The organism is Enterobacter sp. PI-10, assembly GCF_027947695.1.
GTDB lineage: Bacteria > Pseudomonadota > Gammaproteobacteria > Enterobacterales > Enterobacteriaceae > Enterobacter > Enterobacter vonholyi.
Map to the genome: position 1 here is coordinate 432,431 of NZ_JAJNOG010000002.1, position 24,251 is coordinate 456,681.

At 57.0% G+C, this 24,251-nt stretch carries 27 protein-coding genes; 17 read left to right on the plus strand and 10 right to left on the minus strand.

The window, feature by feature from the left end; translation table 11 throughout:
• The first annotated feature begins 26 nt into the window (after positions 1 to 26).
• Complete coding sequence (locus LRM19_RS06530) at positions 27 to 899, plus strand: helix-turn-helix transcriptional regulator (protein WP_271367854.1); 873 nt, start codon at positions 27 to 29, stop codon at positions 897 to 899.
• On the opposite strand, the gene LRM19_RS06535 is transcribed toward LRM19_RS06530, so the two are convergent.
• On the minus strand, positions 879 to 2,045 hold the full coding sequence (locus LRM19_RS06535; RefSeq protein WP_271367855.1) for a benzoate/H(+) symporter BenE family transporter: 1,167 nt from the start codon (positions 2,043 to 2,045) through the stop codon (positions 879 to 881). The two genes, LRM19_RS06530 and LRM19_RS06535, sit on opposite strands and share 21 nt — an antisense overlap.
• A 92-nt stretch (positions 2,046 to 2,137) precedes the next feature.
• On the opposite strand from LRM19_RS06535, the gene LRM19_RS06540 reads away from it, so the two are divergent.
• Positions 2,138 to 2,665, plus strand: coding sequence for a helix-turn-helix domain-containing protein (locus LRM19_RS06540; RefSeq protein WP_111964622.1), 528 nt, complete (start codon positions 2,138 to 2,140; stop codon positions 2,663 to 2,665).
• 80 nt (positions 2,666 to 2,745) lie between these two features.
• Positions 2,746 to 4,710 (plus strand): peptidase U32 family protein, encoded by a 1,965-nt coding sequence (locus LRM19_RS06545; RefSeq protein WP_271367856.1) that lies wholly within the window; start codon positions 2,746 to 2,748, stop codon positions 4,708 to 4,710.
• Here the strand turns inward: LRM19_RS06545 and LRM19_RS06550 are convergent, their stop codons facing one another.
• Entirely contained in the window at positions 4,711 to 4,941 is a 231-nt protein-coding gene (locus LRM19_RS06550; RefSeq protein WP_271367857.1) for a DUF2554 family protein, read from the minus strand.
• A 244-nt stretch (positions 4,942 to 5,185) separates the two neighbouring features.
• Here LRM19_RS06550 and LRM19_RS06555 point away from each other — a divergent pair, with 244 nt between their 5' ends.
• Complete coding sequence (locus tag LRM19_RS06555) at positions 5,186 to 5,548, plus strand: hypothetical protein (RefSeq protein ID WP_115875040.1); 363 nt, start codon at positions 5,186 to 5,188, stop codon at positions 5,546 to 5,548.
• 162 nt (positions 5,549 to 5,710) lie between these two features.
• Here the strand turns inward: LRM19_RS06555 and LRM19_RS06560 are convergent, their stop codons facing one another.
• Together LRM19_RS06560 and ftrA are read right to left on the minus strand one after the other, a co-directional pair.
• The gene (locus LRM19_RS06560) at positions 5,711 to 6,247 is read right to left on the minus strand and encodes a dihydrofolate reductase family protein (RefSeq protein ID WP_271367858.1); all 537 of its coding nucleotides are present in this window, start codon (positions 6,245 to 6,247) and stop codon (positions 5,711 to 5,713) included.
• A 40-nt stretch (positions 6,248 to 6,287) separates the two neighbouring features.
• Positions 6,288 to 7,295 (minus strand): transcriptional regulator FtrA, encoded by a 1,008-nt coding sequence (ftrA, locus tag LRM19_RS06565; RefSeq protein ID WP_133294401.1) that lies wholly within the window; start codon positions 7,293 to 7,295, stop codon positions 6,288 to 6,290.
• A gap of 73 nt (positions 7,296 to 7,368) precedes the next feature.
• Here ftrA and LRM19_RS06570 point away from each other — a divergent pair, with 73 nt between their 5' ends.
• The 8 genes from LRM19_RS06570 (at position 7,369) to zinT (ending at position 15,388) form a co-directional block, all read left to right on the plus strand.
• Positions 7,369 to 7,782 carry a rhodanese-like domain-containing protein gene (locus LRM19_RS06570; protein ID WP_271367859.1) on the plus strand — a complete coding sequence of 138 codons (414 nt, stop codon included), beginning with the start codon at positions 7,369 to 7,371 and terminating at the stop codon, positions 7,780 to 7,782.
• A 156-nt stretch (positions 7,783 to 7,938) separates the two neighbouring features.
• Positions 7,939 to 9,042 (plus strand): cobalamin-independent methionine synthase II family protein, encoded by a 1,104-nt coding sequence (locus LRM19_RS06575; protein WP_271367860.1) that lies wholly within the window; start codon positions 7,939 to 7,941, stop codon positions 9,040 to 9,042.
• Between the two features lie 203 nt (positions 9,043 to 9,245).
• Positions 9,246 to 10,517, plus strand: coding sequence for an urea ABC transporter substrate-binding protein (gene urtA / locus LRM19_RS06580; protein ID WP_271367861.1), 1,272 nt, complete (start codon positions 9,246 to 9,248; stop codon positions 10,515 to 10,517).
• Positions 10,518 to 10,541: 24 nt separating this feature from the next.
• The gene (gene urtB, locus LRM19_RS06585; protein ID WP_271367862.1) at positions 10,542 to 12,116 is read left to right on the plus strand and encodes an urea ABC transporter permease subunit UrtB; all 1,575 of its coding nucleotides are present in this window, start codon (positions 10,542 to 10,544) and stop codon (positions 12,114 to 12,116) included.
• Entirely contained in the window at positions 12,116 to 13,189 is a 1,074-nt protein-coding gene (gene urtC, locus LRM19_RS06590) for an urea ABC transporter permease subunit UrtC (RefSeq protein ID WP_271367863.1), read from the plus strand. Before urtB ends, urtC begins: the two co-directional genes overlap by 1 nt.
• Positions 13,189 to 13,986 (plus strand): urea ABC transporter ATP-binding protein UrtD, encoded by a 798-nt coding sequence (gene urtD, locus LRM19_RS06595; RefSeq protein WP_252092923.1) that lies wholly within the window; start codon positions 13,189 to 13,191, stop codon positions 13,984 to 13,986. The genes urtC and urtD overlap by 1 nt, the downstream gene beginning before the upstream one ends.
• Positions 13,987 to 13,995: 9 nt before the next feature.
• Positions 13,996 to 14,694, plus strand: coding sequence for an urea ABC transporter ATP-binding subunit UrtE (urtE, locus tag LRM19_RS06600; RefSeq protein WP_111964612.1), 699 nt, complete (start codon positions 13,996 to 13,998; stop codon positions 14,692 to 14,694).
• 52 nt (positions 14,695 to 14,746) lie between these two features.
• The gene (zinT, locus tag LRM19_RS06605; protein WP_271367864.1) at positions 14,747 to 15,388 is read left to right on the plus strand and encodes a metal-binding protein ZinT; all 642 of its coding nucleotides are present in this window, start codon (positions 14,747 to 14,749) and stop codon (positions 15,386 to 15,388) included.
• A gap of 46 nt (positions 15,389 to 15,434) precedes the next feature.
• Here zinT and ydeE read toward each other — a convergent pair whose 3' ends face one another.
• Entirely contained in the window at positions 15,435 to 16,628 is a 1,194-nt protein-coding gene (gene ydeE, locus LRM19_RS06610) for an efflux MFS transporter YdeE (RefSeq protein WP_248174176.1), read from the minus strand.
• A 194-nt stretch (positions 16,629 to 16,822) separates the two neighbouring features.
• On the opposite strand from ydeE, the gene eamA reads away from it, so the two are divergent.
• Complete coding sequence (gene eamA / locus LRM19_RS06615) at positions 16,823 to 17,728, plus strand: O-acetylserine/cysteine exporter (protein ID WP_111964610.1); 906 nt, start codon at positions 16,823 to 16,825, stop codon at positions 17,726 to 17,728.
• Between the two features lie 32 nt (positions 17,729 to 17,760).
• Here eamA and marB read toward each other — a convergent pair whose 3' ends face one another.
• From marB to marR, 3 genes are read right to left on the minus strand one after another with little or no spacing between them, the layout of a single operon-like run.
• Positions 17,761 to 17,979 (minus strand): multiple antibiotic resistance protein MarB, encoded by a 219-nt coding sequence (gene marB, locus LRM19_RS06620; RefSeq protein WP_115875048.1) that lies wholly within the window; start codon positions 17,977 to 17,979, stop codon positions 17,761 to 17,763.
• 33 nt (positions 17,980 to 18,012) lie between these two features.
• The gene (gene marA, locus LRM19_RS06625) at positions 18,013 to 18,393 is read right to left on the minus strand and encodes an MDR efflux pump AcrAB transcriptional activator MarA (protein WP_008502237.1); all 381 of its coding nucleotides are present in this window, start codon (positions 18,391 to 18,393) and stop codon (positions 18,013 to 18,015) included.
• A 21-nt stretch (positions 18,394 to 18,414) separates the two neighbouring features.
• Positions 18,415 to 18,849 carry a multiple antibiotic resistance transcriptional regulator MarR gene (marR, locus tag LRM19_RS06630; RefSeq protein WP_111964608.1) on the minus strand — a complete coding sequence of 145 codons (435 nt, stop codon included), beginning with the start codon at positions 18,847 to 18,849 and terminating at the stop codon, positions 18,415 to 18,417.
• A 255-nt stretch (positions 18,850 to 19,104) separates the two neighbouring features.
• Between marR and LRM19_RS06635 the strand changes: the two genes are divergently transcribed.
• Complete coding sequence (locus LRM19_RS06635; RefSeq protein WP_032651801.1) at positions 19,105 to 19,770, plus strand: MarC family NAAT transporter; 666 nt, start codon at positions 19,105 to 19,107, stop codon at positions 19,768 to 19,770.
• A gap of 44 nt (positions 19,771 to 19,814) precedes the next feature.
• Here LRM19_RS06635 and LRM19_RS06640 read toward each other — a convergent pair whose 3' ends face one another.
• Positions 19,815 to 21,011 carry a sugar transporter gene (locus LRM19_RS06640; RefSeq protein ID WP_271367865.1) on the minus strand — a complete coding sequence of 399 codons (1,197 nt, stop codon included), beginning with the start codon at positions 21,009 to 21,011 and terminating at the stop codon, positions 19,815 to 19,817.
• Positions 21,012 to 21,188: 177 nt separating this feature from the next.
• Between LRM19_RS06640 and LRM19_RS06645 the strand changes: the two genes are divergently transcribed.
• The 3 genes from LRM19_RS06645 to LRM19_RS06655 all read left to right on the plus strand — a co-directional run bounded on the left by LRM19_RS06645 (position 21,189) and on the right by LRM19_RS06655 (position 23,370).
• Positions 21,189 to 21,977: a PhzF family phenazine biosynthesis protein gene (locus LRM19_RS06645; RefSeq protein ID WP_271367866.1), complete on the plus strand. Its 789-nt coding sequence runs from the start codon at positions 21,189 to 21,191 to the stop codon at positions 21,975 to 21,977.
• Positions 21,978 to 22,004: 27 nt separating this feature from the next.
• A complete protein-coding gene (locus LRM19_RS06650) occupies positions 22,005 to 22,796 on the plus strand; it encodes a PhzF family phenazine biosynthesis protein (RefSeq protein WP_271367867.1) in 792 nt (263 codons plus the stop codon).
• Positions 22,797 to 22,887: 91 nt separating this feature from the next.
• Positions 22,888 to 23,370 (plus strand): GNAT family N-acetyltransferase, encoded by a 483-nt coding sequence (locus tag LRM19_RS06655; RefSeq protein WP_271367868.1) that lies wholly within the window; start codon positions 22,888 to 22,890, stop codon positions 23,368 to 23,370.
• Here the strand turns inward: LRM19_RS06655 and ptrR are convergent.
• The gene (gene ptrR, locus LRM19_RS06660; protein WP_127730867.1) at positions 23,324 to 24,202 is read right to left on the minus strand and encodes a putrescine utilization regulator PtrR; all 879 of its coding nucleotides are present in this window, start codon (positions 24,200 to 24,202) and stop codon (positions 23,324 to 23,326) included. The genes LRM19_RS06655 and ptrR overlap by 47 nt on opposite strands.
• Between the last annotated feature and the right edge of the window lie 49 nt (positions 24,203 to 24,251).

Genomic DNA, 24,251 nt, shown 5'->3' on the forward strand with positions numbered 1-24,251 from the left:
TTCCCATCAATTATGCGCTAACGGTTATGTCTCACGCTTACGATACCTTTGAAACGCTTTGCCAACAGAATGCAGTCCTGCGGGAAACCGTCTCGCTGAATTCGGGTATTCAGCTGGCAGCGTGGTACAACAAGCACGATACGATAACGGTAAAAAGTAACCATCATACCCTCAGCCTGTACGTGGCGGACGGCTACGAAAGCTATCAAAAAACGCCGGGCGGCTGGAAGAACGGCGGGGGACCGGACCGTTTCTGTCTGATGCCCAAAGAGAGCGAATCAACGTGGGATATCCGCGATGACCTTTCGTTTGTGCATCTCTACTGCACCGATGAACACCTGCGCGACGTGGGGGAAAAAATCTGGGACAAGCGCCCGCTTTCGCTGACGCTGGACGAGCGCATTTTTGGCAGCGATCCGAAGATCACCGCGCTGTATCGGCAGTTTTTGCTCGGCTGTGACTGGCAGCAGCACGCCAACCAGCTCACCCTGAGCACGGCCTCCACGCTGCTGCTGACCCATCTGCTGCAAAACTACTCTAACGTGCAGTGGAAGCTGCCGGTCGTCACCGGAGGGTTATCGCCATTCGTGCTGCGCAACGTGCTGGCCTTTATTGAAGAGAACCTGGGCCAGCCCCTGACGCTGGCCGAGCTGGCGGCGCAGGCCGCGCTCAGCGAATACCACTTTGCCCGCATGTTCCGCCAGTCGACGGGGCTGGCGCCGCATCAGTACGTGATGCAGAGGCGAATGGATAAAGCTAAGGCCCTCGTCCAGCATACGACGACGCCGCTGACGGACATCGCGCTTGCCTGCGGGTTCAACTCCGCCAGCCACTTCAGCAACCGCTTTCGCAGCGCGACGGGCATGACGCCTTCGCAGCTACGTGCGGCGAGGGCGTGAAAACAGGGCGTAGCACATCCCGCCCAGCACCAGTCCCCAGAATGCCGAACCGATGCCCAGGATTGTCACGCCGCTTGCGGTCATCAGAAACGTGACGATAGCCGCGTCGCGCTCCGCTTCATGATTCAACGCCTGATATAAACTCCCGCTGATGGTGCCCAGCAGCGCCAGACCGGCCAGCGTCTGGATCCAGCTGAGCGGCAGCGCGGCCATCAGCCCGGTAATGGAGCCCCCGAAAATTCCCGCCAGCAGGTAAAATCCTCCCGCTGCGATGGCCGCCAGCCAGCGTTTATCCGCATCCGGGTGTGCATCCGGGCTTTGACAAATGGCGGCGGTTATAGCCGCAATGCAGATGGAAAAGACGCCAAACGGAGAAAACAGCAGCGCCAGCCCTCCCGTGACGATGATGAGCGGTGAGACCGCCAGCGGGTAACCGGAGGCTTTCATCGTGGCGAACCCCGGCGCGTTTTGCGAAGCCATGGTCACGAGGAAGAAGGGCAAGCCAATACTCACCAGGCTGGTGAAGGTGAAGGCGGGTGCAATAAATTCGGGCATTACCAGAGAAAGGGTAAGTTTATCCGTGACAACGTCACCTGCCGCCCATGCCACAATCCCGCCCACCAGCAGCGTGACCACGATGGCATAGCGCGGCGACAGCGCTTTTGCGATTAGCCACGCCGCAATCATGCTGCCGCACAGCAGAAAGTGCCCCTCAAGATGCGCAAACGCGTGGAGGCCAAACTGCAGCAATACCCCTGCCAGCATGGCGGCAGCAAGCGAATGAGGGATCAGCTTCATCAGACGGGCGAAGAGCCCGGTAATGCCGCAGAGCAAAATAAGCGCGTTAGCAAAGATGAACACGCCGATGGTTTCTGCCAGCGTGATCCCGTGCAGGCTGGTGGCGAGCAGCGCCGCGCCGGGCGTCGACCAGGCGGTCAGTACGGGCGCTTTGTACCACCAGGAAAGCGCCAGCGTACTGACGCCCATTCCAATTCCCAGCGCGGTCATCCAGCCCGCAATCTGCTGTGCGCTGGCGCCTGCCGCGGCGGCGGCCTGCCAGATGATGGCGGCCGAGCTGGCGTAACCGACCAGAACGGCGACAAATCCAGCCAGTGCGACCGGAATAAAGTGAGAGGAAGGGCGCATGAAAACTCCATTGTGCGTTATAACGTCCGGAGTAAGGTAGCACTGTGCGCTATAGCGTACAAGTGGTATGCTGATCGTCACCAGGAGGGAACATGGATATCACACTACACCTTGCAACAACGCTGAAAACGCTGCGCCAGGCGCGCGGCTGGAGTTTGTCGAAGCTCGCGGACGAGACCGGCGTGTCAAAAGCCATGCTCGGGCAAATCGAGCGCAATGAATCCAGCCCGACGGTGTCGACGCTGTGGAAAATTGCCACCGGGCTGAACGTGCCGTTTTCCGCGTTCATCACCCCAGAGGCGGACCGGCAGGCGGTATTTGACCCCCAGCAGCAGGCGATGGTCGTCAAGCCGCTCTTTCCGTGGGACGAGACGCTCGGGTTTGATTATTTCTCCATCACGCTGGCACCCGGCGCGCTGAGCGAATCCACGCCGCATGAGGCCGGGGTAATAGAACATGTCGTCGTAGTAAGCGGCGAGCTGGAGATGAAGCTTGGCGGCAAATGGCAGACCATTTCTGCCGATTCGGGCATCCGTTTCGCCGGCGATAAACCGCACGCCTACCGCAACAGCAGCGACCGGACGGTGCATTTTCACTCCCTGATCCATTATCCCCGCTGACGCTGCGCAAAACTGTTTCGCTGACGCATACTTCTGACTACAATAGCCGCCATTTTGACCATAACGGATAACGACGAAGTATGCGCCTGCAATCCCATCATCTTGAACTTTTAAGCCCGGCCCGCGACGCCGCCATTGCCCGTGAAGCGATCCTTCATGGCGCAGATGCCGTCTACATTGGTGGCCCAGGCTTCGGTGCCCGCCATAACGCCAGTAACAGCCTGAGCGATATTGCTGAACTGGTGCCGTTCGCCCACCGTTTCGGGGCGAAAGTGTTCGTGACCCTGAACACCATTCTTCATGATGATGAGCTGGAGCCTGCGCAACGTCTGATTACCGATCTCTACCAGGCCGGGGTGGATGCCCTGATTGTTCAGGATATGGGCGTGCTGGAGCTGGATATTCCTCCCATTGAACTGCATGCCAGTACCCAGTGTGATATCCGCACGGTAGAGAAGGCGAAGTTTCTCTCTGACGTCGGCTTTTCGCAGATCGTTCTGGCGCGTGAGCTGAACCTGAATCAGATCCGCGATATTCACCAGGCGACAGACGCGACGATTGAATTCTTTATCCACGGCGCGCTGTGCGTCGCCTATTCCGGTCAGTGTAATATTTCCCACGCGCAGACGGGCCGCAGCGCCAACCGCGGCGACTGCTCTCAGGCCTGCCGTCTGCCGTATACCCTGAAAGACGATCAGGGCCGCGTCGTGGCGTTCGAAAAACACCTGCTCTCCATGAAGGATAACGATCAGACGGCCAACCTGGGCGCGCTGATCGACGCGGGCGTGCGTTCCTTCAAGATTGAAGGGCGCTACAAAGATATGAGCTACGTGAAGAACATCACCGCGCACTATCGCCAGATGCTCGACGCCATTATCGAAGATCGCGGCGATCTGGCGCGCGCGTCCGCCGGGCGCACCGAGCATTTCTTCGTTCCGTCGACGGACAAAACGTTCCACCGCGGCAGCACGGACTATTTCGTTAATGCCCGTAAAGGGGATATCGGCGCGTTTGACTCACCGAAGTTTATCGGTTTACCGGTGGGTGAAGTGCTGAAAGTGGCGAAAGATCACCTTGATGTCCAGGTGACGGAACCGCTGGCGAATGGCGATGGCCTTAACGTGATGATTAAGCGTGAGGTCGTGGGCTTCCGCGCCAACACGGTCGAGAAAACCGGCGAGAACCGCTACCGCGTCTGGCCGAATGAAATGCCCGCCGATCTCTACAAGGCGCGGCCGAACGCGGCGCTTAACCGTAACCTCGATCATAACTGGCAGCAGGCGCTGCTGAAAAACTCCAGCGAACGTCGTATCGCTGTGGACATTGAGCTGGGCGGTTGGGAAGAGCAGCTGATTCTGACCATGACCTGTGAAGACGGCATCAGCGTAACGCATACGCTCGATGGCCTGTTCGAGGTGGCAAACAACGCGGAAAAAGCGCTCAACAGCCTGAAGGATGGGGTGGCGAAGCTTGGCCAGACGATTTACTACGCCCGTAACGTTGAGGTCAGTCTGCCGGATGCCCTGTTCGTGCCGAACAGCCTGCTTAACCAGTTCCGTCGTGAAACGGCAGAGATGCTGGATGCCGCGCGCCTGGCGCAGTATCCGCGCGCTAGCCGTAAAGCGGAAGCCGTACCTGCACCCGTATACCCGGAGACACATTTATCCTTCCTGGCCAACGTTTATAACCATAAAGCGCGTGAATTCTATCATCGCCACGGCGTGCAGCTGATCGACGCGGCTTATGAAGCGCATGAAGAGAAGGGCGATGTGCCGGTGATGATCACCAAGCACTGCCTGCGCTTTGCGTTTAACCTTTGCCCTAAGCAGGCGAAAGGGAATATCAAGAGCTGGAAGGCAACCCCCATGCAGCTTGTAAACGGTGATGAAGTTCTGACTCTCAAGTTCGACTGCCGTCCTTGCGAAATGCATGTGATTGGCAAGATGAAAAACCACATCTTCAAAATGCCGCAGCCGGGCAGTATTGTGGCGTCCGTCAGTCCGGACGATCTGATGAAAACTCTGCCTAAACGCAAGGGCAGTTAATTACCGAACGTCCGTATTAGGTTTGCGCGATTTCTGCCACAGGTGGTGTTCGCGCAAACCCTCCGCCGACTCTTCCGCAGCGCTTCGTAACTCATCGCTGTCGGCTTCATGACGAAGCTGATGCGCCACATTCTTGACCCATAAATATTCGTGTCCTTTGTGCCCGGCCATAAGCTGGCCTGAAAAGAGTGCACAGATAAGCATGACGAGAGATAAGCCTTTTTTAATCATGAGATCGCCGCCGAATGACATTGCGGGGTAATCATGCCGATTATTTTTTAGTGTTATTATTTAATAATTCAAACTCGTGAAAAGAGATTGTCAAATATTGTGTGTCCGGAAAATTGTCCAGGACATTTCCTAAAAAGTCATGAATGTTTGTAAATTGCCATTTCTGGTCCATAATCGGATATTTGCATTAAGGATAAATCTTATATAATAGTTAATCTCTGGCTAAGGAACGGGTCATTAATAAATGAAAAAAATAATTGCGCTTGCGCTTCTGGCGGTTGCTGTTGGGGCCGTTGCAGGGATTCGTTATGCTGGTGATAACAAACCAGAATATATACAATCAGCAGAAATTCGCGTTGGTTCCTATTTGACCAGCGATTATGGAGCCGTAACCTGTAACAGTAAAAAAATTAACGATGTGCGTTGGGAATTAGACTGCACCCAGCAGACGATAGGAAAAACATTCCAGTTTGCGGCGTACCCCTCTGATAAAGCACCTTATGGAGTGGCGCGGTCATTTTATCTTGAAGCCATAAATGATGACGCAAAACAGAGCGCTGAACAGGGCCTTATGCGTTATTTGCAGATCAATACTCATGCAGGTTAATAAGACTGTTTAACCTTCGTTAAGACAACGGGTGTTAGGTTGTATGGGATCCGCAGCCCGGCCATGGAGTGTCGGGACGTAGAGACCAAAATACAAATCTATCCATGCAAGCATTTACCGCCATTTTTTGGCGGTTTTTTTTGCGCAGTGTTTACCGTCGTTTTATGACAGCAGTCGATAGTGCGACTGTACCAGACCCGAAGGGAAGCTGCGGCTGGATACCAGCGTCAAATCGATATCCTCTGGCAGGGCGCCAAACAGCGATTTTCCCGAACCGAGCAGGACAGGAACGGTTGTGATCACCATATCGGCCACCAGTCCTTCTCGCAGGAACGACTGTATCACCTGCCCGCCATCGAGATAGACGCGATGGACGTTCTGCAACGCCAGGTAGTCGAGCACCTCCTTTGGCTTGTGCCCTAAAAATTGTACTTTTCCCTTCAGCGCGTCGGGCACGGGCGTGTCGGCCAGCTGTCTGGAGAGCACCAGCACGGGCCGGTCATAAGGCCATGCGTCAAAGGTCAGCACTTTCTCATAGCTGCCTCTGCCCATCACTATCCACTCTTTGTCCGCGATGAACGCCGCATAGCCATGATCTTCAGTCGGATCATCGCGCTGCAGAAGCCAGTCGATATCATCATTGTGTCGGGCGATGTAACCATCAAGACTGGTTGCGATAAAAACGTGTGTGGTGACCATAAGGTTCTCCGTATTCCTGCGAAACCAAAAGACTGACGCCTCAGCGGGCTGTAGCGGAATGAGAAAATTGTTTGCGGTACTGGGCCGGGGAAATCGCGAACTGCTGGCGAAAGTGATGACGCAGCGTCGATGCCTGGCCAAACCCGGTCTGTTCCGCGATGCTGTCGATACTTAAACGACTGCTTTCCAGATAATCTTTCGCTCGCAGCAGGCGCTCATTGAGTAACCAGCGGGCAGGCGTCGTTCCTGTTGCCGCCTCGAAGCGACGAAGAAACGTGCGCTGACTCATACCGACACGACGCGCCAGCGAGTCGACGCTGTGCGGCTCGGTAAGATGCGTGTGCAGAAAATCAAACAGCTGGCCGAGGCGCTGGCTTTCCCGCAGCTGCGCCACCGGGCGGCTCAGCTGTTGCGGCTGAGAGCCATCCCGGTGTGGGGGAATGACCAGCCGCCGCGCCACGCTGTTAGCGGTTTCCATTCCATAATCCCTTCGTACAACGTGAAGGCAGAGATCGATCCCCGCCGCGCTGCCTGCAGAAGTCAGGATATCGCCTTCGTCCTGGTAGAGCACATCCTCAACCACGTCGATGTCAGGGTAGCGGGCTTTAAGCGTCTCAATGTAGCGCCAGTGCGTCGTGGCTTTGCGCCCGTTGAGCAGCCCCGTAGCGGCCAGCACAAATACGCCCGAACAGATGGACAGCAGCTGGCATCCTCGCGCGCTGGCCTGACGTAATGCCTCGCTGAGTGCGTCCGGAACCGGCGAGTCCAGCCCACGCCAGCCGGGAACCACAATCAGGTCCGCAGACGCAAGCAGGCTTAAATCACCATCGGTGACGATACGGATCCCGCCTGTTGCCCGAAGTTCACCGCTATCCACGCTCGCCACCGCAAAACGATACCATTCATCGCCCAGCTCGGGACGTGGCAGACCGAAGATCTCCACCGCTACGCCAAACTCAAAGGTACACAGGCCGTCATAGGCCAGCACCACCACCTGCGGGCGGGCAATTTGTCTTAAGTTTGTCATCTTTTTGCTGTTTTCTGGCATAAGCGAGCGCATTCACGTGCTGAATTTCTGGATAGAGTAGTGTTAACACAAACGCCAAAGATGAGGAAGGATCATGAGCTATGTTACTGAATTTCCGGCTGCCGAGCCGCAGGAAGCCGTCACCCATTTTCTGCGTCGCCTGAGCGTAGAAACAGACTGCGCCGATGTGCATCACGCCATCGCCAATAATGAGCAGGACTTTGTTTTGCTGCACGTGGTGGGGAGCCCGGAGCAGTTTGCCCGTCGCCATGTGCCGGGCGCTCTGCATATGCCGTGGAGCCAGATGACCGCTGAGCGCATGGCTCAATGGCCTGAAGGGACGCTGTTCGTCGTCTACTGCGCAGGGCCGCACTGTAACGGCGCGGACAGAGCCGCGCTGAAGCTGGCGCGTCTCGGGCTGCCGGTCAAAATCATGCTCGGTGGGATCACCGGTTGGGAAGATGAACGCTACGCGTTTGCCAGCAGCGAAACCACTGCCGCGCTGTGAAGATGAATTTTTTTCAACACCCGTGAAATTTTCTCGTTTGCCGGCACCGGGGAGGTATGACATTGTTTTTGGACATTTAGACATCCAGAAGTCTAAAAGTTCAAATAATGAATTATCACTGCGGGCAATTATTGCCGGCAGACTGAGGAGATTTCCATGCAACGACACCACGCCCCGTACCGCGCCGACGTAGTCGGCAGTTTTTTACGTCCGGATGCCATCAAGCAGGCTCGCCTGCAATTTGCCAGCGGCGAGATTGACGCGAGACAGCTTCGCGCGGTGGAGGACGAAGCCATTCGCCACGTCGTTGAGCAGCAGTGCGCGTGCGGCCTGCATGTCGTGACCGACGGTGAGTTTCGCCGTGCCTGGTGGCACTTCGACTTCTTCGACGGTCTGCAGGGCGTTGAGCGTTACGATTCCCAGCAGGGCATCCAGTTTAACGGCGTGCAAACCAAAGCCCACGGCGTGCGCGTCACCGGCAAACTGGGCTTTGGCGAGCACCCGATGCTGGACGATTTCCGCTATCTGAAAAGCATCAGCGGTGAAGCCCAGCCGAAAATGACCATTCCCAGCCCGAGCGTGCTGCATTTCCGCGGCGGTCGCAAAGACATTGATGCGACGGTATATCCGGACCTGAACGTCTATTTCGACGATCTGGCGACCACCTGGCGCGACGCGATTCGCGCATTCTATGATGCAGGCTGCCGTTACCTGCAGCTGGACGATACCGTATGGGCCTACCTCTGTTCGGACGATCAGCGTCGTCAGATCCGCGAGCGCGGCGACGATGCCGATGAGCTTGCACGTATCTATGCCCGCGTCCTGAACAAGGCGCTGGAGGGCAAGCCGGACGATCTGACCATCGGGCTGCACGTCTGCCGCGGTAACTTCCGCTCCACCTGGATTTCCGAAGGCGGCTACGAGCCGGTGGCGGAAGTGCTGTTCGGAACGGTCAACGTTGATGCCTTCTTCCTGGAATACGATAACGACCGCAGCGGGGATTTCGCGCCGTTGCGCTTTGTTCGCCCGGGCAAGCAGCAGGTGGTGCTGGGCCTTATCACCACGAAAAACGGCGAGCTGGAGAACCCGGAGGGAATCAAAGCCCGTCTGGAAGAGGCGGCGAAATACGTGGCGAAAGAGCAAATTTGCCTCAGCCCGCAGTGCGGCTTTGCCTCTACCGAAGAGGGCAACAGCCTGAGCGAAACCCAGCAGTGGGACAAAGTCCGTCTGGTCACGCAGATCGCCAGCGAAGTCTGGTAAAACCTTCCTCCTCAGCGCTGCATTATAAAAGTGCAGCGCTGTGCCATTCTGAGACGTTCTCTTTACATCCTGCGCTCCCCTCCCGGAAATAGCGCTATCTCCATTCTGGCATTCTTTTTGCTCCTGCTTCGCTGACACATTTATTTCCGCGTCCACGCCGTAACGGACGTTTTCGCACAGCGTTCTTTTTCAGGAGTGAAAATATGCACCGTCGTACCTTATTAAAAGCCTTTGCGTTATCCGCGTCCGTCGTGGCGATGGGAATGAGTTTTGGCGTGCAGGCGGCCGATACCATCAAAGTGGGGATCATGCATTCTCTTTCCGGCACGATGGCTATCTCCGAGACCCCGCTTAAAGATGTCGCCCTGATGACCATCGATGAGATCAACGCCAAAGGCGGCGTGCTGGGCAAGAAACTGGAGCCGGTAGTGGTGGATCCGGCCTCAAACTGGCCGCTGTTTGCCGAGAAGGCCCGACAGCTGCTGAGCCAGGATAAAGTGGCGGTGGTATTCGGCTGCTGGACCTCGGTTTCGCGCAAATCCGTACTGCCGGTCTTTGAGGAGCTGAACGGCCTGCTGTTCTATCCGGTGCAGTATGAAGGCGAGGAAATGTCGCCAAACGTGTTCTATACCGGCGCGGCGCCGAACCAGCAGGCCATCCCGGCGGTTGAATACCTGATGAGCGAAGACGGAGGCGCGGCGAAACGCTTCTTCCTGCTGGGTACTGACTACGTTTATCCGCGCACCACCAACAAGATCCTGCGCGCGTTCCTGCATTCGAAAGGGGTGGAGGATAAGGATATCGAAGAGGTTTACACCCCGTTTGGTCATAGCGACTACCAGACCATCGTTGCCAACATCAAGAAATTCTCCGCGGGCGGCAAAACCGCCGTGGTGTCGACCATCAACGGCGACTCTAACGTGCCGTTCTACAAAGAGCTGGCGAACCAGGGTCTGAAGGCGACCGACGTGCCGGTGGTGGCGTTCTCCGTCGGCGAAGAAGAGCTGCGCGGGATCGACACTAAACCGCTGGTGGGTAACCTGGCGGCCTGGAACTACTTTGAGTCCGTCGATAACCCGACCAACCAGGCCTTCGTCGCGGATTACAAAGCCTATGCGAAGGCGCACAAGCTGCCGAACGCCGATACCGTGGTGACCAACGACCCGATGGAAGCTACCTATGTGGGCATCCATATGTGGGCGCAGGCGGTGGAAAAAGCGGGGACTACCGACGTGGATAAAGTCCGTGAGGCGATGGCCGGTCAGTCCTTTAAGGCGCCGTCAGGCTTTACGCTTACCATGGATGCCACCAACCATCATCTGCATAAGCCGGTCATGATCGGTGAAATCGAAGGTAACGGCCAGTTCAACGTGGTATGGCAGACGGAACAGCCGGTACGCGCCCAGCCGTGGAGCCCGTTCATCGCCGGAAATGACAAAAAGCCCGACCAGCCGATGAAAACCGCCAGCAACTAAGCCATTACCGCAGGGAGAAACGTCATGAACGCCATGCGCATGTTCATCGCTATTGTATGGCTTTCCGGACTGCTGCCAGGGATGGTGCAGGCATCGGATGCCGATCTTTTTGTTGCCGCCAGCCGCAGCCAGCAGGCGGATTTGTTGACGCAGTGGGCCGCCGCGCCGGATGCCGCCAGGCTTCCGCTGCTTCAGTCCCTGCAGAAGGAAAACCTGTATGCCGACAGTCAAAAGCATGCCTTTGCGCAGCGTAACGGGCAAATGGTGTCGCTTGGGGACGCCCGTGCGGCAGAAGCGCCAACCAAAGCCGTTCGTCTGACGAACCGGCTGCGCGTGCTGGCTGCGACCGCCATCGCCACCCATCAGCTGGTGAGTGACAGTGTCACCGAGAGGCGGGCGGCTGCGCGTCAGCTGCAGCGCGATGCCCAGCCCGGTATGCTCGCTTTTCTGGAAAAACGTGTGAACGATGAAACGGACGCCGTGGCGCGTCAGGCGCTGCTGCTGGCGGTCGCGAACCTCCAGCTGGCAAGCCCGCAGGCAGAGGTGCGCCGCAAGGCCGTCGAACTATTAGGTCAGTCCGACGATCCGGACGTACAGTCGAGGCTCACTCCGTTTACCCAGCCTGACACTGAGCCGGATGGCGGCGTGCGCGCGGCCGCAGAAGAGAGTCTTAGCCAGATCCAGCATCGGCTGATGTGGGGCGATCTGCTGGGCCAGGCGTTTATGGGGCTCTCCCTCGGGTCGGTGCTGCTGCTGGCCGCGCTGGGGCTGGCTATCACCTACGGCCTGCTGGGCGTGATTAACATGGCCCACGGCGAGATGCTGATGCTGGGGGCATATGCCACCTGGATGGTGCAGCAGGCGATGGCCGGGCTTGCGCCCCAGTGGCTGGCGCTCTATCCCGTTATCGCCTTGCCGGTCGCGTTCTGCCTGACGGCGGGCATTGGAATGGTGCTGGAGCGCACGGTGATCCGTCATCTGTACGGTCGCCCGCTGGAAACGCTGCTGGCAACGTGGGGGATCAGCCTGATGCTCATCCAGCTGGTGCGTATGACCTTTGGCGCCCAGAACCTGGAGGTGGCTAACCCGGCCTGGCTTTCAGGCGGGGTGCAGGTTTTTGCCAACCTGACGCTGCCGTGGAACCGTATTGTGGTGCTGGGCTTCGTGCTGCTGGTGCTGTTCTTTACCTGGCTCATTCTGAATAAAACCCGTCTGGGGCTCAACGTGCGGGCGGTGACGCAGAACCGCAGCATGGCCGCCTGCTGCGGGGTACCGACAGGGCGCGTCGATATGCTGGCGTTCGGGCTTGGCTCCGGGATTGCGGGTTTAGGCGGCGTGGCGTTATCGCAGCTCGGTAACGTTGGGCCGGAGCTGGGCCAGAGCTATATCATCGACTCCTTCCTTGTGGTGGTGCTTGGAGGCGTAGGCCAGCTGGCTGGCAGCGTGGCCGCGGCGTTTGGTCTGGGGATCTTTAATAAAATCCTTGAACCCCAGATGGGGGCGGTGCTGGGCAAGATCGTGATTCTGGTGGCGATCGTGCTGTTTATTCAAAAACGCCCGCAGGGGCTGTTTGCGCTGAAAGGGAGGGTGATTGACTGATGAGCCAGCCGCTGACCTTAACGCTGGCGCGCAAAGCGCCGCGCACTACGCAGATTGCAGGCAGCCTGCTGGTGGTGTGCTTGCTGATATTGCCGTTTTTCGCCTTACTGCCTGCGACGCATCCGCTGGCGCTGTCAACCTGGATGCTGACGCTGACTGGCAAGATCCTCTGCTATGCCATCGTTGCGGTGGCGCTGGATCTGGTATGGGGCTACGCCGGGATGCTCTCTCTTGGGCACGGCATCTTTTTCGCCCTGGGCGGCTACGCGATGGGCATGTACCTGATGCGCCAGGCCGCGGGTGACGGTCTGCCCGCGTTTATGTCGTTTCTTTCCTGGAGCGAGCTGCCGTGGTTCTGGTGGGGAACCCAGCATTTTGCCTGGGCGCTGGTGCTGATTGTGCTGGTGCCGGGGCTGCTGGCGCTGGTGTTTGGCTGGTTCGCCTTCCGCTCGAAGATCAAAGGGGTCTATTTTTCGATTATGACCCAGGCGCTGACCTATGCCGGGATGCTGTTGTTCTTTCGCAACGAAACCGGCTTTGGCGGCAATAACGGCTTTACCGGCTTCACCACGCTGCTCGGGTTTTCGGTAACGGAAACGACGACCCGTATCGCGCTGTTTCTGGCGACCGTGCTGTTGCTGCTCCTGGCCCTAGGCACAGGGTTTGTGCTGGCGAAGAGCAAGTTTGGCCGCATTTTGACCGCCGTTCGCGACGCCGAAAACCGGCTGACGTTTTGCGGCTACGATCCGCGCGGGTTCAAGCTGCTGGTGTGGACGCTCTCTGCCGTGCTGTGCGGTCTGGCGGGGGCGCTCTATGTGCCGCAGGTGGGCATTATCAACCCGGGCGAAATGTCGCCGACAAACTCGATAGAGGCCGCCATCTGGGTTGCGCTGGGCGGGCGCGGCACGCTGGTGGGGCCGGTGATTGGCGCGGCGCTGGTGAACGGGGCGAAAAGTTTCTTCACCGTCGCGATGCCGGAATACTGGCAGCTGTTTCTGGGGCTGATTTTTATCGCCGTTACGCTGTTTTTACCGCGCGGCGTCTACGGACTGTTTCGTAAGGGAGAAAAATAATGCAGCCAGCCGAAGGGTTATTCACCCGCCAGCTGCCCGGCGATCGCTACCGCGAGCAGACCGACCCGGTCCTGCAGCTTGAGGCGATTAACGTCAATTTTGACGGTTTTCAGGCCCTGACCGATCTCTCGCTGAATATCGGCGTGGGCGAGCTGCGCTGCGTGATCGGTCCCAACGGGGCCGGTAAAACCACGCTGATGGACGTCATCACCGGCAAAACGCGTCCAGAGAGCGGCAGGGCGATTTACGACCAGTCCATCGACCTGACAGCGCTGGAGCCTGCGGCCATTGCCCGCCAGGGCATCGGGCGTAAATTCCAGAAGCCCACGGTTTTTGAGGCGCTGACGGTGTGGGAAAACCTGGAGATCGCGATGAAAAGCGATAAGTCCGTCTGGGCGAGCCTGCGGGCAAAACTCAATGGCGCGCAGCGCGACCGGATCGATGAGATGCTGGTTTTACTGCGGCTGACCGCCGAGCGCGACCGCCGCGCCGGGCTGCTTTCCCATGGACAAAAGCAGTTTCTGGAGATCGGCATGCTGCTGGTGCAGGACCCGCATCTTCTGCTGCTGGATGAACCCGCAGCCGGGATGACCGACGCGGAAACGGAATACACCGCAGAGCTGTTCAAAACGCTGGCAGGCAAGCATTCCCTGATGGTTGTTGAGCACGATATGGGCTTTGTCGAAACCATCGCCGATCGCGTGACGGTGCTGCATCAGGGGCGCGTGCTGGCGGAAGGTTCACTTCGCGAGGTGCAGGCCAACGAGCAGGTGATTGAGGTCTATCTGGGACGTTAAGGAGCGATGATGTTACAGGTTAATGAACTGAATCAATATTACGGCGGCAGCCATATCCTGCGCGGCGTCAGCTTTGAGGCTGTAACCGGCGAAGTCACCTGCCTGCTGGGGCGCAACGGCGTAGGGAAAACCACGCTGCTGAAGTGTCTGATGGGGCTGATCCCGGCCAAAACCGGGGAGGTTATCTGGCAGGGAAAAACGATCACCCACAGTAAACCGCACCAGCGGGTGCAGTCTGGCGTGGCGTATGTCCCGCAGGGCCGAGAGATTTTCCCGCGCCTGAGCGTAGAGGAGAATCTCCTGATGGGGCTGTCGCGATTTTCCGCACGCGAGGCGAAGCAGGTGCCGGAGGAGATCTGGCAGCTGTTCCCGGTGCTCAAAGAGATGAAGCATCGTCGCGGGGGCGATCTCTCCGGCGGGCAACAGCAGCAGCTGGCGATTGGTCGCGCGCTGGCGAGCCGTCCGCAGCTGCTGATCCTGGATGAACCGACCGAAGGCATACAGCCTTCCGTTATTAAAGAGATCGGCCACGTGATCCGTACTCTGGCAAGCAGAGGCGACATGGCGATCCTGCTGGTGGAGCAGTTTTACGACTTTGCCGCCGAGCTGGCCGACAGCTATCTGCTGATGTCGCGCGGCACGATTATTCAGCGCGGGCGGGGTGAAAACATGGAGCAGGAGGGCGTTCGCGGCCTGGTTGCGATCTGAAATGTTATATTATAACATTCTCATTCTTATAAAACGGAATGAGGATGTTATCTTGGCTGAATATATTGGAAAATTTGCCATGACTCTGGGGGCGCTGCTGGTCAGCGGCCAGCTGTTTGCTCATTCGCACGGCCATCAGATGACCGAAGCGGAACAGAAGGCGGCGAACGGCGTGTTTGAGGATAAGGACGTGAAGGACAGAGCATTGTCTGACTGGGACGGGACCTGGCAGTCGGTCTATCCGTTCCTGCTCGATGGTTCGCTGGATCCGGTCTTTAAGCAGAAAGCGCAGAAGGATAAAAGCAAATCCTTTGACGAGGTGAAAGCCTACTACCGCACGGGCTATGCGACGGACGTAGATGCCATCGGCATCGAAAATAACGTGATGGAATTCCATCAGGGCAAAGCGGTCAGCCGCTGTCAGTATAATTACAGCGGCTACAAAATACTGACCTACGCGTCAGGTAAGAAAGGCGTTCGCTATCTGTTTGAGTGTAAGGACGCCAGCAGCAAAGCGCCGAAATTTGTGCAGTTCAGCGACCACACCATCGGACCGAAGGCCTCTTCGCACTTCCACATTTTCATGGGCAATACCTCCCACGAGGCGCTGCTGAAAGAGATGGATAACTGGCCGACCTATTATCCGAATGAGATGTACAAAGAGCAGGTGGTGGAGGAGATGTTGCACCACTGATGCTTTATTGCCGGGTGGCGGCTTCGCCTTACCCGGCCTGCATTTGCTACGCCGCTTTGGGTGACTCGCACCAGGCCTTCACGCTCATCCCGCGCAGAATCATCAGCCAGGCCATGACGATGGCGACCATCATGATCGCAAACAAGGACCAGTGCGGCAGATTGGTCAGGATAATACCGGTGATCATCGGGTTTGCCGCCGCGCCGAGCCAGCCCAGCGCCTGGGCGGAGAAATAGCTCGCCTTCATTCCCGGTGGGGCAATGTTGTCGATCAGCATGTATTCACCCGGCGCATAGATAATCTCCCCCAGCGTGAAAATGGCGGCAGCGATGCCCCAGTAAACCAGATTTTCCCCGGAGAGCATAAAGCCGCCCAGCCCCAGGATAAAAAACAGGGTGGCGAGGGTCATCAGCGGGCGAATATTGCTGGCTGAGAGCTTGCGGCCCAGCGCATATTGCAGCGTCACCACCACGGCGGCGTTGACGGGCAGCACCACGGCGACCACCTTTTCGGCGAAATCACTGTCCGCATGCGCGGCCAGAACGTATTGCGAAATACAGCTCGCGAACGACCCGCCCACGTACGACGCCAGCAGGCCAGAGAGCGTGTACCAGAACAGCGCGCGGTCTTTCAGCAATACCGATGGCTGCCACGGCGTCTTCTCCTCTGCGGTATCTAACGCCACGCTTTTCTGTACAAAGAAATGGATAAAGCCCAGCGGCAGGGCGGCGCAAAAGGCCGCCAGCCAGAACGGCAGCTGCAGGCTATACATCACCAGCAGGGTGCCAATCGGCGGGCCGACCGTCCAGCCAATGTTCAGGAAGCTGTAGTTAAGCGAGAAGACCCGCGCCTTCTGGCTGGAGGTAAGCACGTCGGAGAACCAGGCTTTCAGCACCGTCGAAAAGACGGAGTAGGCGCAGTTGATCAGCGCAAAGAACAGCACCACCAGCGTGACGTTATTGACCAGCGGAATCGCCACAAAGCCGGCGATAAACGCCACGATCGCGATCAGCATGTAGCGTTTTTTATCAAACTTATCGGCCAGAATGCCAAATCCCAGGCTGAATACCACGCCAATAGTCAGCGCCACGGTCAGGGCATAACCAATATTCTCAACGCTCATGCTGTAAACGCGCGTGAGATAAATGGTCATGAACGGTAGCGTTGCCCCTCTACCGATGGTTAACAACAATGACGATGCCAGCAGCGCTGCGGTTGAGCGCCTGAGAGATGGTTTCATATTCCTGCCCGACAGTTGCTTATGCTTTTATTAGATGTGTGTTAACAGGATTACCATGACATAAGGGGCTTGTATAGCGCCTGATTTATCCCTAAGTGCTTCAGCTGCCTGCCAGAATTAATGATCTTCTCGCAGCGTGCTTTTTTCTGTTACCTTGAAGTGTTAACAAATTATTAATAATTCAGGGGCAGGGTATGACGCGTAAAGACGGGCTGCTGGCTTTGCTGGTGGTCGTAGTATGGGGGCTCAATTTTGTGGTCATTAAGCTGGGGCTGCACAACATGCCGCCGCTGATGCTGGCCGGTTTACGCTTTATGCTGGTCGCGTTTCCGGCCATCTTCTTTGTGGCGCGTCCAAAGATCCCCTTTAAACTGCTGCTGGGCTACGGTCTGACCATTAGCTTTGGCCAGTTCGCGTTTCTCTTTTGCGCCATCAAGTTCGGTATGCCGGCGGGTCTTGCCTCGCTGGTGTTACAGGCGCAGGCGTTCTTTACCATTATTCTCGGGGCGTTTGTGTTTGGCGAGCGCCTGCAGGGCAAACAGCTGGCGGGGATCACCCTGGCGGTGTTCGGCGTGCTGGTGCTGATCGAGGCCAGCCTGAATGGTCAGCATGTGGCGCTGCTCGGGTTTATGCTGACGCTGGCGGCGGGGCTGAGCTGGGCCTGCGGGAATATCTTCAACAAGCTGATCATGCAGCACGAGGCGCGCCCGGCGGTGATGTCGCTGGTGGTCTGGAGTGCGCTGATCCCGGTTATCCCGTTTCTGCTGGCGTCGTGCATTCTGGACGGTCCGGCGGTGATGCTGAACAGCCTTGTCGACATTGATATGACCACGATCCTTTCTCTTGTCTATCTGGCCTTTGTCGCCACCATAGTGGGCTACGGGATCTGGGGATCGCTGCTGGGGCGTTATGAAACCTGGCGCGTCGCGCCGTTATCCCTGCTGGTGCCGGTGGTAGGACTTGCCAGTGCGGCGATATTGCTGGATGAAACGCTGAGCGCGCTGCAGCTGTTTGGCGCCGTGCTGATCATGGCCGGGCTGTATATTAACGTGTTTGGTCTGCGGGTGCGTCGGACGACGCGGGTAAGCGAAAAGGCATAAAAAAAGCCCCGCGTCTGCGGGGCAAAAACGAATCAGAAGCCGTGCTGATTATAATAAGGCACGCCTAATTCGTCGGATTTGTCGCTACCAGCACCCATGTGGTTGAAATCATAAGGCGACTGGTCATGTGCTGACGGCAAAATCATCGAATCAGGATTATTTTGCTGCGTTGCACGAGGGGTTTGCTCCGCGAAGGTCTGGCTGGAGAACAGCACCAGCAAGGCGAGGGCGGCGGAGGCGATAGCTTTCATGATTTCCTCGGTTACGTCTGTTACAGGCGATAATTAACTACAGTGTTTTAACGGATACAGGTATCGGGATTCGCCCGGCACGCTCGTGATTCGGTACTTATGAGGCGGCACGTCAAAATAGTTTTTGAAAGTACGCGTCAGGGTTTGCTGCGATTCAAAGCCGTAACGCTCCGCCAGATAAAGGATCGGCTCGTTGCTTTCTTTCAGTTTCTGGGCAATTTCCGTCAGCTTGCGGCTGCGAATATATTGACCTAATGAATGGCCGGTCTCTTTTTTGAACATCCGTTGCAGGTGCCATTTGGAGTAACCCGAACGCTCTGACACTTTTTCAAGGGAGAGCGGCGATTCCAGGTTATCCTCGATCCAGTCCAAAATGCTATGAATGGTGATAGCGTCAGTATTGCGTCTGGACATCGTCATACCTCTTTTTTCTGTTTACGGCAGGATTTTCTTCAGCAGAAGCTCAAGGGTTGCCACTTCATCTGCCGTTAAGTTTTTTGTTAGTTCCTGATGCAGTGTTTGTCCTACTAATTGATGACATTTCTCGCACATGGCCGCGCCATCGCTGGTTAGCTTCACCAGTACGCCGCGTTTGTCATTCGGGTTAGGGCTTCGTTCTATCCATCCTTTGCAGACGAGACGATCGAGCATGCGGGTTAACGCACCCAGATCGACAGAGAGCACCTTTTTGAGCTCAACCGGCGTGATACACACTTCGCAGCGAATGGAACACAGCACTTTGAACTGTGTTGCGGTGATATCCAGCGGTGACAGGTAGTCATTGAGCAGGCGATCTTTTTTCTGATTGACCATATGAATAAGACGACCCAGCGGAACAACGTCGTTAAAGATATCACTGGTGCTTTTCACAATGGTTGCCCTGGCAAGTAGTTAGTCACGGCAGATATTATTGCTCAGGCAAGTATAAGTCAACTGAATGAATCAGCCGATGCCACGAATTGCTAAAACGTTTCATGAACTTTTTTTAAGGTGTTTCAAATCATAGAGATAACTTCCTGTTATCTTTTCAGAAGGAAAATAATCGTTACGTTGCGCCCATGGCTGAATGTCACACTTTCCCCCTATAATTGCTGTGTTAAATATGGATAAGGACGACAACGCACTATGTTGGATTTAATAAAAGCAATCAGCCTTGGGCTGGTGGTCTTGCTGCCGTTGGCTAACCCGTTAACGACGGTAGCGCTGTTCCTCGGGCTGGCAGGGAACATGAACAGCGCCGAGCGCAACCATCAGTCGATGATGGCCTCGGTGTATGTGTTTGCCATCATGATGGTGGCTTATTACGCCGGACAGGTGGTGATGAATACCTTCGGGATTTCCATCCCTGGCCTGCGTATCGCCGGTGGGCTGATTGTGGCCTTCATTGGTTTCCGCATGTTGTTCCCGGCGCAAAAAGCGCATGAGTCGCCGGAAGCGACCAGCAAATCGGAAGAGCTGGAAACCGAACCGAGTGCGAATATCGCCTTTGTGCCGATTGCCATGCCCAGTACGGCGGGGCCGGGGACCATCGCGATGATCATCAGCTCCGCGTCGACGGTGCGCGACAGCGCAACCTTCCCGGACTGGGTCCTGACGGTGGCACCGCCGCTGATTTTTGCGATTATCGGTCTTATCGTGTGGGTGTCGCTGCGCAGCTCCGGCGCTATTATGCGCTGGGTAGGTAAGGGCGGTATCGAGGCAATTTCCCGTCTGATGGGCTTCTTACTGGTCTGTATGGGCGTGCAGTTTATTATTAACGGCGTGCTGGAGATTATTAAGACCTATCATTGATGTGATTGCCGGGTAAGCGCAGCGCTACCCGGCATAAATAAACCTTACCCGTGCTGCCCCTGTTCCTCCAGCGCCACCGGCCACTTACGGAAGATGAGCACTGACCAGATCAGCGCCACCAGTGCCGGAATGGCACCCAGATAGCCAATTGCCGACATCGACATATGCAGTATGACCTGATTTCCCACCAGCGCACCCGCGCCAATGCCGAGATTGAAAATTCCCGAGAACAGCGACATGGCGACATCCGTTGCATCCGGTGCCAGGGCCAGGACTTTCACCTGCATGCCCAGGCCAATAATCATGATCGCCACGCCCCAGAACAGGCTGAGGATTGCCAGATGGCTTTCGCTGCCCGCGGCAGGTAGCAGCAACAGCAGGCAGGCCAGCAGCAGACCAATAGCGCAGCTCACCAGCGTCGAGGCGTGCCGGTTACCCAGCTTGCCGAACAGCACGCTGCCAATAATGCCCGCGCCGCCGAGGATCAGCAGTAATACGGTGGCAAAGTTGGCGCTAAAGCCCGCCACCACCTGCACAAACGGTTCAATGTAGCTGTACGCCGTGTAGTGTGCCGTCACGACGATGGCGGTCAGCAGGTAGATGCTCAGCAGCGCAGGGCGACGCATCAGCAGCGGCAGGCTTTTCAGCGAGCCGGAATGTTCGCTCGGCAGCGCGGGCAGAAGTTTAATCAGACACACCAGCGTCACCAGCGCGCCCATGCCGATAGCGAAGAAGGTGGTACGCCAGCCGAAGTATTGCCCCACGATGCGGCCAATCGGCAGACCCAGCACCATCGCCAGTGCGGTACCGGTGGCAATCAGGCTCAGCGCCTGGGCGCGTTTACCCGCCGGTGCGAGTCGAATAGCCAGCGAGGCGGTGATCGACCAGAACACCGCATGGGCAAAGGCAATGCCGATGCGGCTAATGACCAGCACCGTAAAACTCCACGCCATAAACGACAGTACGTGGCTTGCAATAAATAAGACAAACAGGCCGATCAACAGTCTGCGTCGCTCCATCTGGCTGGTCAGCAGCATAAACGGCAAGGACATCAGCGCCACTACCCAGGCGTAGATGGTCAACATAATGCCTACCTGAGCCGTTTCCATCTGAAAACTTTCAGCGATGTCAGACAACAGCCCAACCGGAACAAATTCTGTGGTGTTAAAAATAAACGCGGCAATGGCCAGCGTGACCACGCGTAGCCACGCAACCCTGCGGGAAACTGTGTTCGTTGTCATAGGGATGTCGGAGATTCGTTGCTGAAAAGAAGAGGAGACGATCTTAAAACGTTGAACGGCGAAAACTCAACCATTATGTGATGCAGATCTCAAAATTTACCTTGTGAAAGCGGTAGCCGGGAACGCTGTTTTCATTGAATATAAAAGAACAACACAATAAAAACAGGCGGTAAGACAATGCAGGAGATTGATTTTTATCTGATCGATGCGTTCAGCGATATCACGTTCGGCGGCAACCCGGCTGCCGTTTGTCCGCTCAAGGAATGGTTGCCCGATGAGACCTTGCTGAAGATGGCGCAGCAGCATAATCAGTCGGAAACGGCTTTTTTCGTCTGCACTAAAGGGGGCATTGAGCTACGCTGGTTTACCACGCTTACAGAGGTCAATCTCTGCGGCCACGCCACCCTTGCCGCTGCGTACGTTCTGTTTAATGAACTGGATTACCCCGACTCGCGGATCCACTTTGACACCGCCTCTGGTCGCCTGACGGTAACCCGGGAGGGGGAATGGATGACGCTGGACTTCCCGGCATGTCCAACCCATCAAGAGACACCTCCGCCGGAGATGCTCTCGGCGCTGGGTATCAGCCGCTACGTTGAAGCCCGTAAGGGGCGCGCCTGGCTGATCGTGCTGGAAAATCGCCAGCTGGTCGAGGCGCTTGCGCCACACTTTTCGGCGATGACGCCGGGCGAGCATAAGGTAAGCGTGACGGCGCGCGGCGAGGGGAAATACGATTTTGTCAGCCGCTTTTTCTCCCCCGGCGTTTCCGTTCCGGAAGACCCGGTCACCGGCTCCGCGCACACGATGCTGATCCCGTACTGGGGTGAACAGCTGGGGAAAACAGCCATGCTTGCCCGTCAGGTTTCCGCGCGCGGCGGCGACGTGCGCTGTGAGCTGAAAGGCTCGCGCGTGCTGATGAGCGGACAGGCTTCACTTTATCTGAAAGGCACAGTTTTTCTGCGCTAAATACCCATAACAAGAGAGGAAGAGACAATGCAGGAAATTGATTTTTATCTGGTGGATGCCTTTAGCGACAAAACCTTTGGCGGCAACGCGGCAGCGGTATGTCCTCTGGAAGAGTGGCTGCCTGACGAGACGCTGCTCAAAATGGCGCAGCAGCATAACCAGTCTGAAACCGCCTTTTTCGTGCGCACCGACGGCGGGTTTGAGCTGCGCTGGTTCACCACGCTGGATGAAATTAACCTCTGCGGTCACGCTACGCTGGCCGCATCGCACGTCATTTTCGAATACCTTGATTATCCGCACACCGAAATCACCTTCACCACGCGCTTCGTGGGCGAGCTGACGGTGAAACGCAGCGGCGACTGGCTGACGCTGAACTTCCCGGCGTGGTCAACGGAGGTTGTCGAGAACCCACCTGCGCTGCTGTTTAGCGCGCTGGGCATCACAGAGGCAAAAGAGGTGCGCGTCGGACGTGATTACCTGGTGGTGCTGGAGAGCCAGCAGCAGGTGGAAGCGTTAACGCCGGATATTGGGGCGCTGCTTCCGCTGGATAAAATGGTCTGCGTGACGGCGCCGGGAGAAGAATATGACTTCGTCAGCCGCTTCTTCTGCCCGGGCGAAGGGGTGCCGGAAGACCCGGTCACCGGATCTGCCCACAGCATGCTGATCCCTTACTGGAGCGAAAAGTTGGGCAAAACGTCGCTCAACGCCCGCCAGGTGTCACACCGTGGCGGAGATCTGCGCTGCGAGCTGAAGGGCGATCGCGTGCTGATCGCCGGTCAGGCCACCCTGTATCTGAAAGGGCGTGTCTTTTTGCGCTAACAGAGCGGAGCGATAAGTTAATACTATGAAGCACCCTGGCAGGCCTGCGCTATGTTGAAATTTAGCCTCATAAAAAAGCAAGGAGCCTGCCATGTATTCCATTACCTCTGAATCTGCACGTCACCCGGACATCCTCAGTCTGATCGCGGCGCTTGACCGCTATCAGAGCGAACTCTATCCCGCTGAAAGCAATCATCTGCTCGATCTGGCTTCGCTGCCGGAAGCCTCGCTGATCCTGATGGTCATTCGCGACCAGCAGCTTCAGGCCGTTGGCTGCGGCGCAATCGTGCTCAACGGCGACGGAACGGGCGAGATGAAGCGGGTTTATATCGATCCGACCCATCGCGGGCAGCATCTCGGCGAGACGCTGCTGGCCGCCCTGGAAGATGAGGCCCTGAGCCGTCATTGCCACACGGTACGGCTGGAGACCGGTATTAAACAGCGCGCCGCGGTGCGTCTTTATGAACAGTGCGGATACGATTTACGCCCGGCGTTTGCCCCGTACGTTGACGACCCGCTCAGCCTGTTTATGGAGAAGGCGCTGGTTGAAGACGTTCGTTTAGCAGCGCTATAAAGGCCTCCAGCTGGCGGGTCATCGCCCCGCGTCGCCACACCAGCCAGGTCGTGAGCCACCGCCAGTTTTCCGCCAGCGGCCAGGCTTCAATCTGATGATGCCCGGGCATACTCTCCAGCATTGAGCGCGGCATCAGCGCGATGCCTGCGCCCGCGATAACGCAGGCGAGCATGCCGTGATAGGACTCCATCTCATGAATGCGGCCGGGCGCGGCGCGGTCAGCATGAAACCAGCTCTCCAGGTGTCGACGGTACGAGCAGTTGGCGCGAAAAGCGTAAACGTCGCTGCCGCTAACCTGCGCGGCGCGTGCGACCTCCGCGTGCCCGGCAGGCGTGACCAGCATCATCTCCTCCCGATAGACCGGCATGCCTTCCAGCTCCGGGTGCGACAGCGGCCCGTCGACGAAGGCGGCGCTGAGGGTTCCCTCCAGTACGCCATCGATCATCGTTCCGGATGGCCCGGTAGAAAGGGCAAACTGGATGCGCGGATAGCGCTGGTTAAACTGCGCCAGCGTTTCAGGAATACGCACGGCTGCGGTACTTTCCAGCGCGCCGAGGGCAAATAACCCCTGCGGCTCATCTCCCGCTACAACCATGCGCGCTTCATCCACCAGGGCGAGGATTTGCTTGCTGTAGCGCAGGAAGTTATGCCCGGCCGGGGATAAACGCAAACGTTGGTTCTCACGAATAAACAGCTCAACGCCAAGATCGGCTTCCAGCTGGCGAATGCGGGTCGTCAGGTTAGACGGCACGCGATGCACCTTCTGCGCCGCCTGGGTGATACTGCCCGTCAGTGCGACGGCGTTAAACATTTCAAGCTGGGTTAAATCCATAATGTTCTCGTTTCGTGAATAAGGTGGTTAGTATTATTCATTTTTAAGA

Coding starts and splice junctions, on each gene's coding strand:
- LRM19_RS06530 (WP_271367854.1), top strand. CDS start 27: ATGTCTCACGCTTACGATACCTTTGAAACGCTTTGCCAACAGAATGCA.
- LRM19_RS06535 (WP_271367855.1), bottom strand. CDS start 2,045: ATGCGCCCTTCCTCTCACTTTATTCCGGTCGCACTGGCTGGATTTGTC.
- LRM19_RS06540 (WP_111964622.1), top strand. CDS start 2,138: ATGGATATCACACTACACCTTGCAACAACGCTGAAAACGCTGCGCCAG.
- LRM19_RS06545 (WP_271367856.1), top strand. CDS start 2,746: ATGCGCCTGCAATCCCATCATCTTGAACTTTTAAGCCCGGCCCGCGAC.
- LRM19_RS06550 (WP_271367857.1), bottom strand. CDS start 4,941: ATGATTAAAAAAGGCTTATCTCTCGTCATGCTTATCTGTGCACTCTTT.
- LRM19_RS06555 (WP_115875040.1), top strand. CDS start 5,186: ATGAAAAAAATAATTGCGCTTGCGCTTCTGGCGGTTGCTGTTGGGGCC.
- LRM19_RS06560 (WP_271367858.1), bottom strand. CDS start 6,247: ATGGTCACCACACACGTTTTTATCGCAACCAGTCTTGATGGTTACATC.
- ftrA (WP_133294401.1), bottom strand. CDS start 7,295: ATGCCAGAAAACAGCAAAAAGATGACAAACTTAAGACAAATTGCCCGC.
- LRM19_RS06570 (WP_271367859.1), top strand. CDS start 7,369: ATGAGCTATGTTACTGAATTTCCGGCTGCCGAGCCGCAGGAAGCCGTC.
- LRM19_RS06575 (WP_271367860.1), top strand. CDS start 7,939: ATGCAACGACACCACGCCCCGTACCGCGCCGACGTAGTCGGCAGTTTT.
- urtA (WP_271367861.1), top strand. CDS start 9,246: ATGCACCGTCGTACCTTATTAAAAGCCTTTGCGTTATCCGCGTCCGTC.
- urtB (WP_271367862.1), top strand. CDS start 10,542: ATGAACGCCATGCGCATGTTCATCGCTATTGTATGGCTTTCCGGACTG.
- urtC (WP_271367863.1), top strand. CDS start 12,116: ATGAGCCAGCCGCTGACCTTAACGCTGGCGCGCAAAGCGCCGCGCACT.
- urtD (WP_252092923.1), top strand. CDS start 13,189: ATGCAGCCAGCCGAAGGGTTATTCACCCGCCAGCTGCCCGGCGATCGC.
- urtE (WP_111964612.1), top strand. CDS start 13,996: ATGTTACAGGTTAATGAACTGAATCAATATTACGGCGGCAGCCATATC.
- ydeE (WP_248174176.1), bottom strand. CDS start 16,628: ATGAAACCATCTCTCAGGCGCTCAACCGCAGCGCTGCTGGCATCGTCA.
- eamA (WP_111964610.1), top strand. CDS start 16,823: ATGACGCGTAAAGACGGGCTGCTGGCTTTGCTGGTGGTCGTAGTATGG.
- marB (WP_115875048.1), bottom strand. CDS start 17,979: ATGAAAGCTATCGCCTCCGCCGCCCTCGCCTTGCTGGTGCTGTTCTCC.
- marA (WP_008502237.1), bottom strand. CDS start 18,393: ATGTCCAGACGCAATACTGACGCTATCACCATTCATAGCATTTTGGAC.
- LRM19_RS06635 (WP_032651801.1), top strand. CDS start 19,105: ATGTTGGATTTAATAAAAGCAATCAGCCTTGGGCTGGTGGTCTTGCTG.
- LRM19_RS06640 (WP_271367865.1), bottom strand. CDS start 21,011: ATGACAACGAACACAGTTTCCCGCAGGGTTGCGTGGCTACGCGTGGTC.
- LRM19_RS06645 (WP_271367866.1), top strand. CDS start 21,189: ATGCAGGAGATTGATTTTTATCTGATCGATGCGTTCAGCGATATCACG.
- LRM19_RS06650 (WP_271367867.1), top strand. CDS start 22,005: ATGCAGGAAATTGATTTTTATCTGGTGGATGCCTTTAGCGACAAAACC.
- LRM19_RS06655 (WP_271367868.1), top strand. CDS start 22,888: ATGTATTCCATTACCTCTGAATCTGCACGTCACCCGGACATCCTCAGT.
- ptrR (WP_127730867.1), bottom strand. CDS start 24,202: ATGGATTTAACCCAGCTTGAAATGTTTAACGCCGTCGCACTGACGGGC.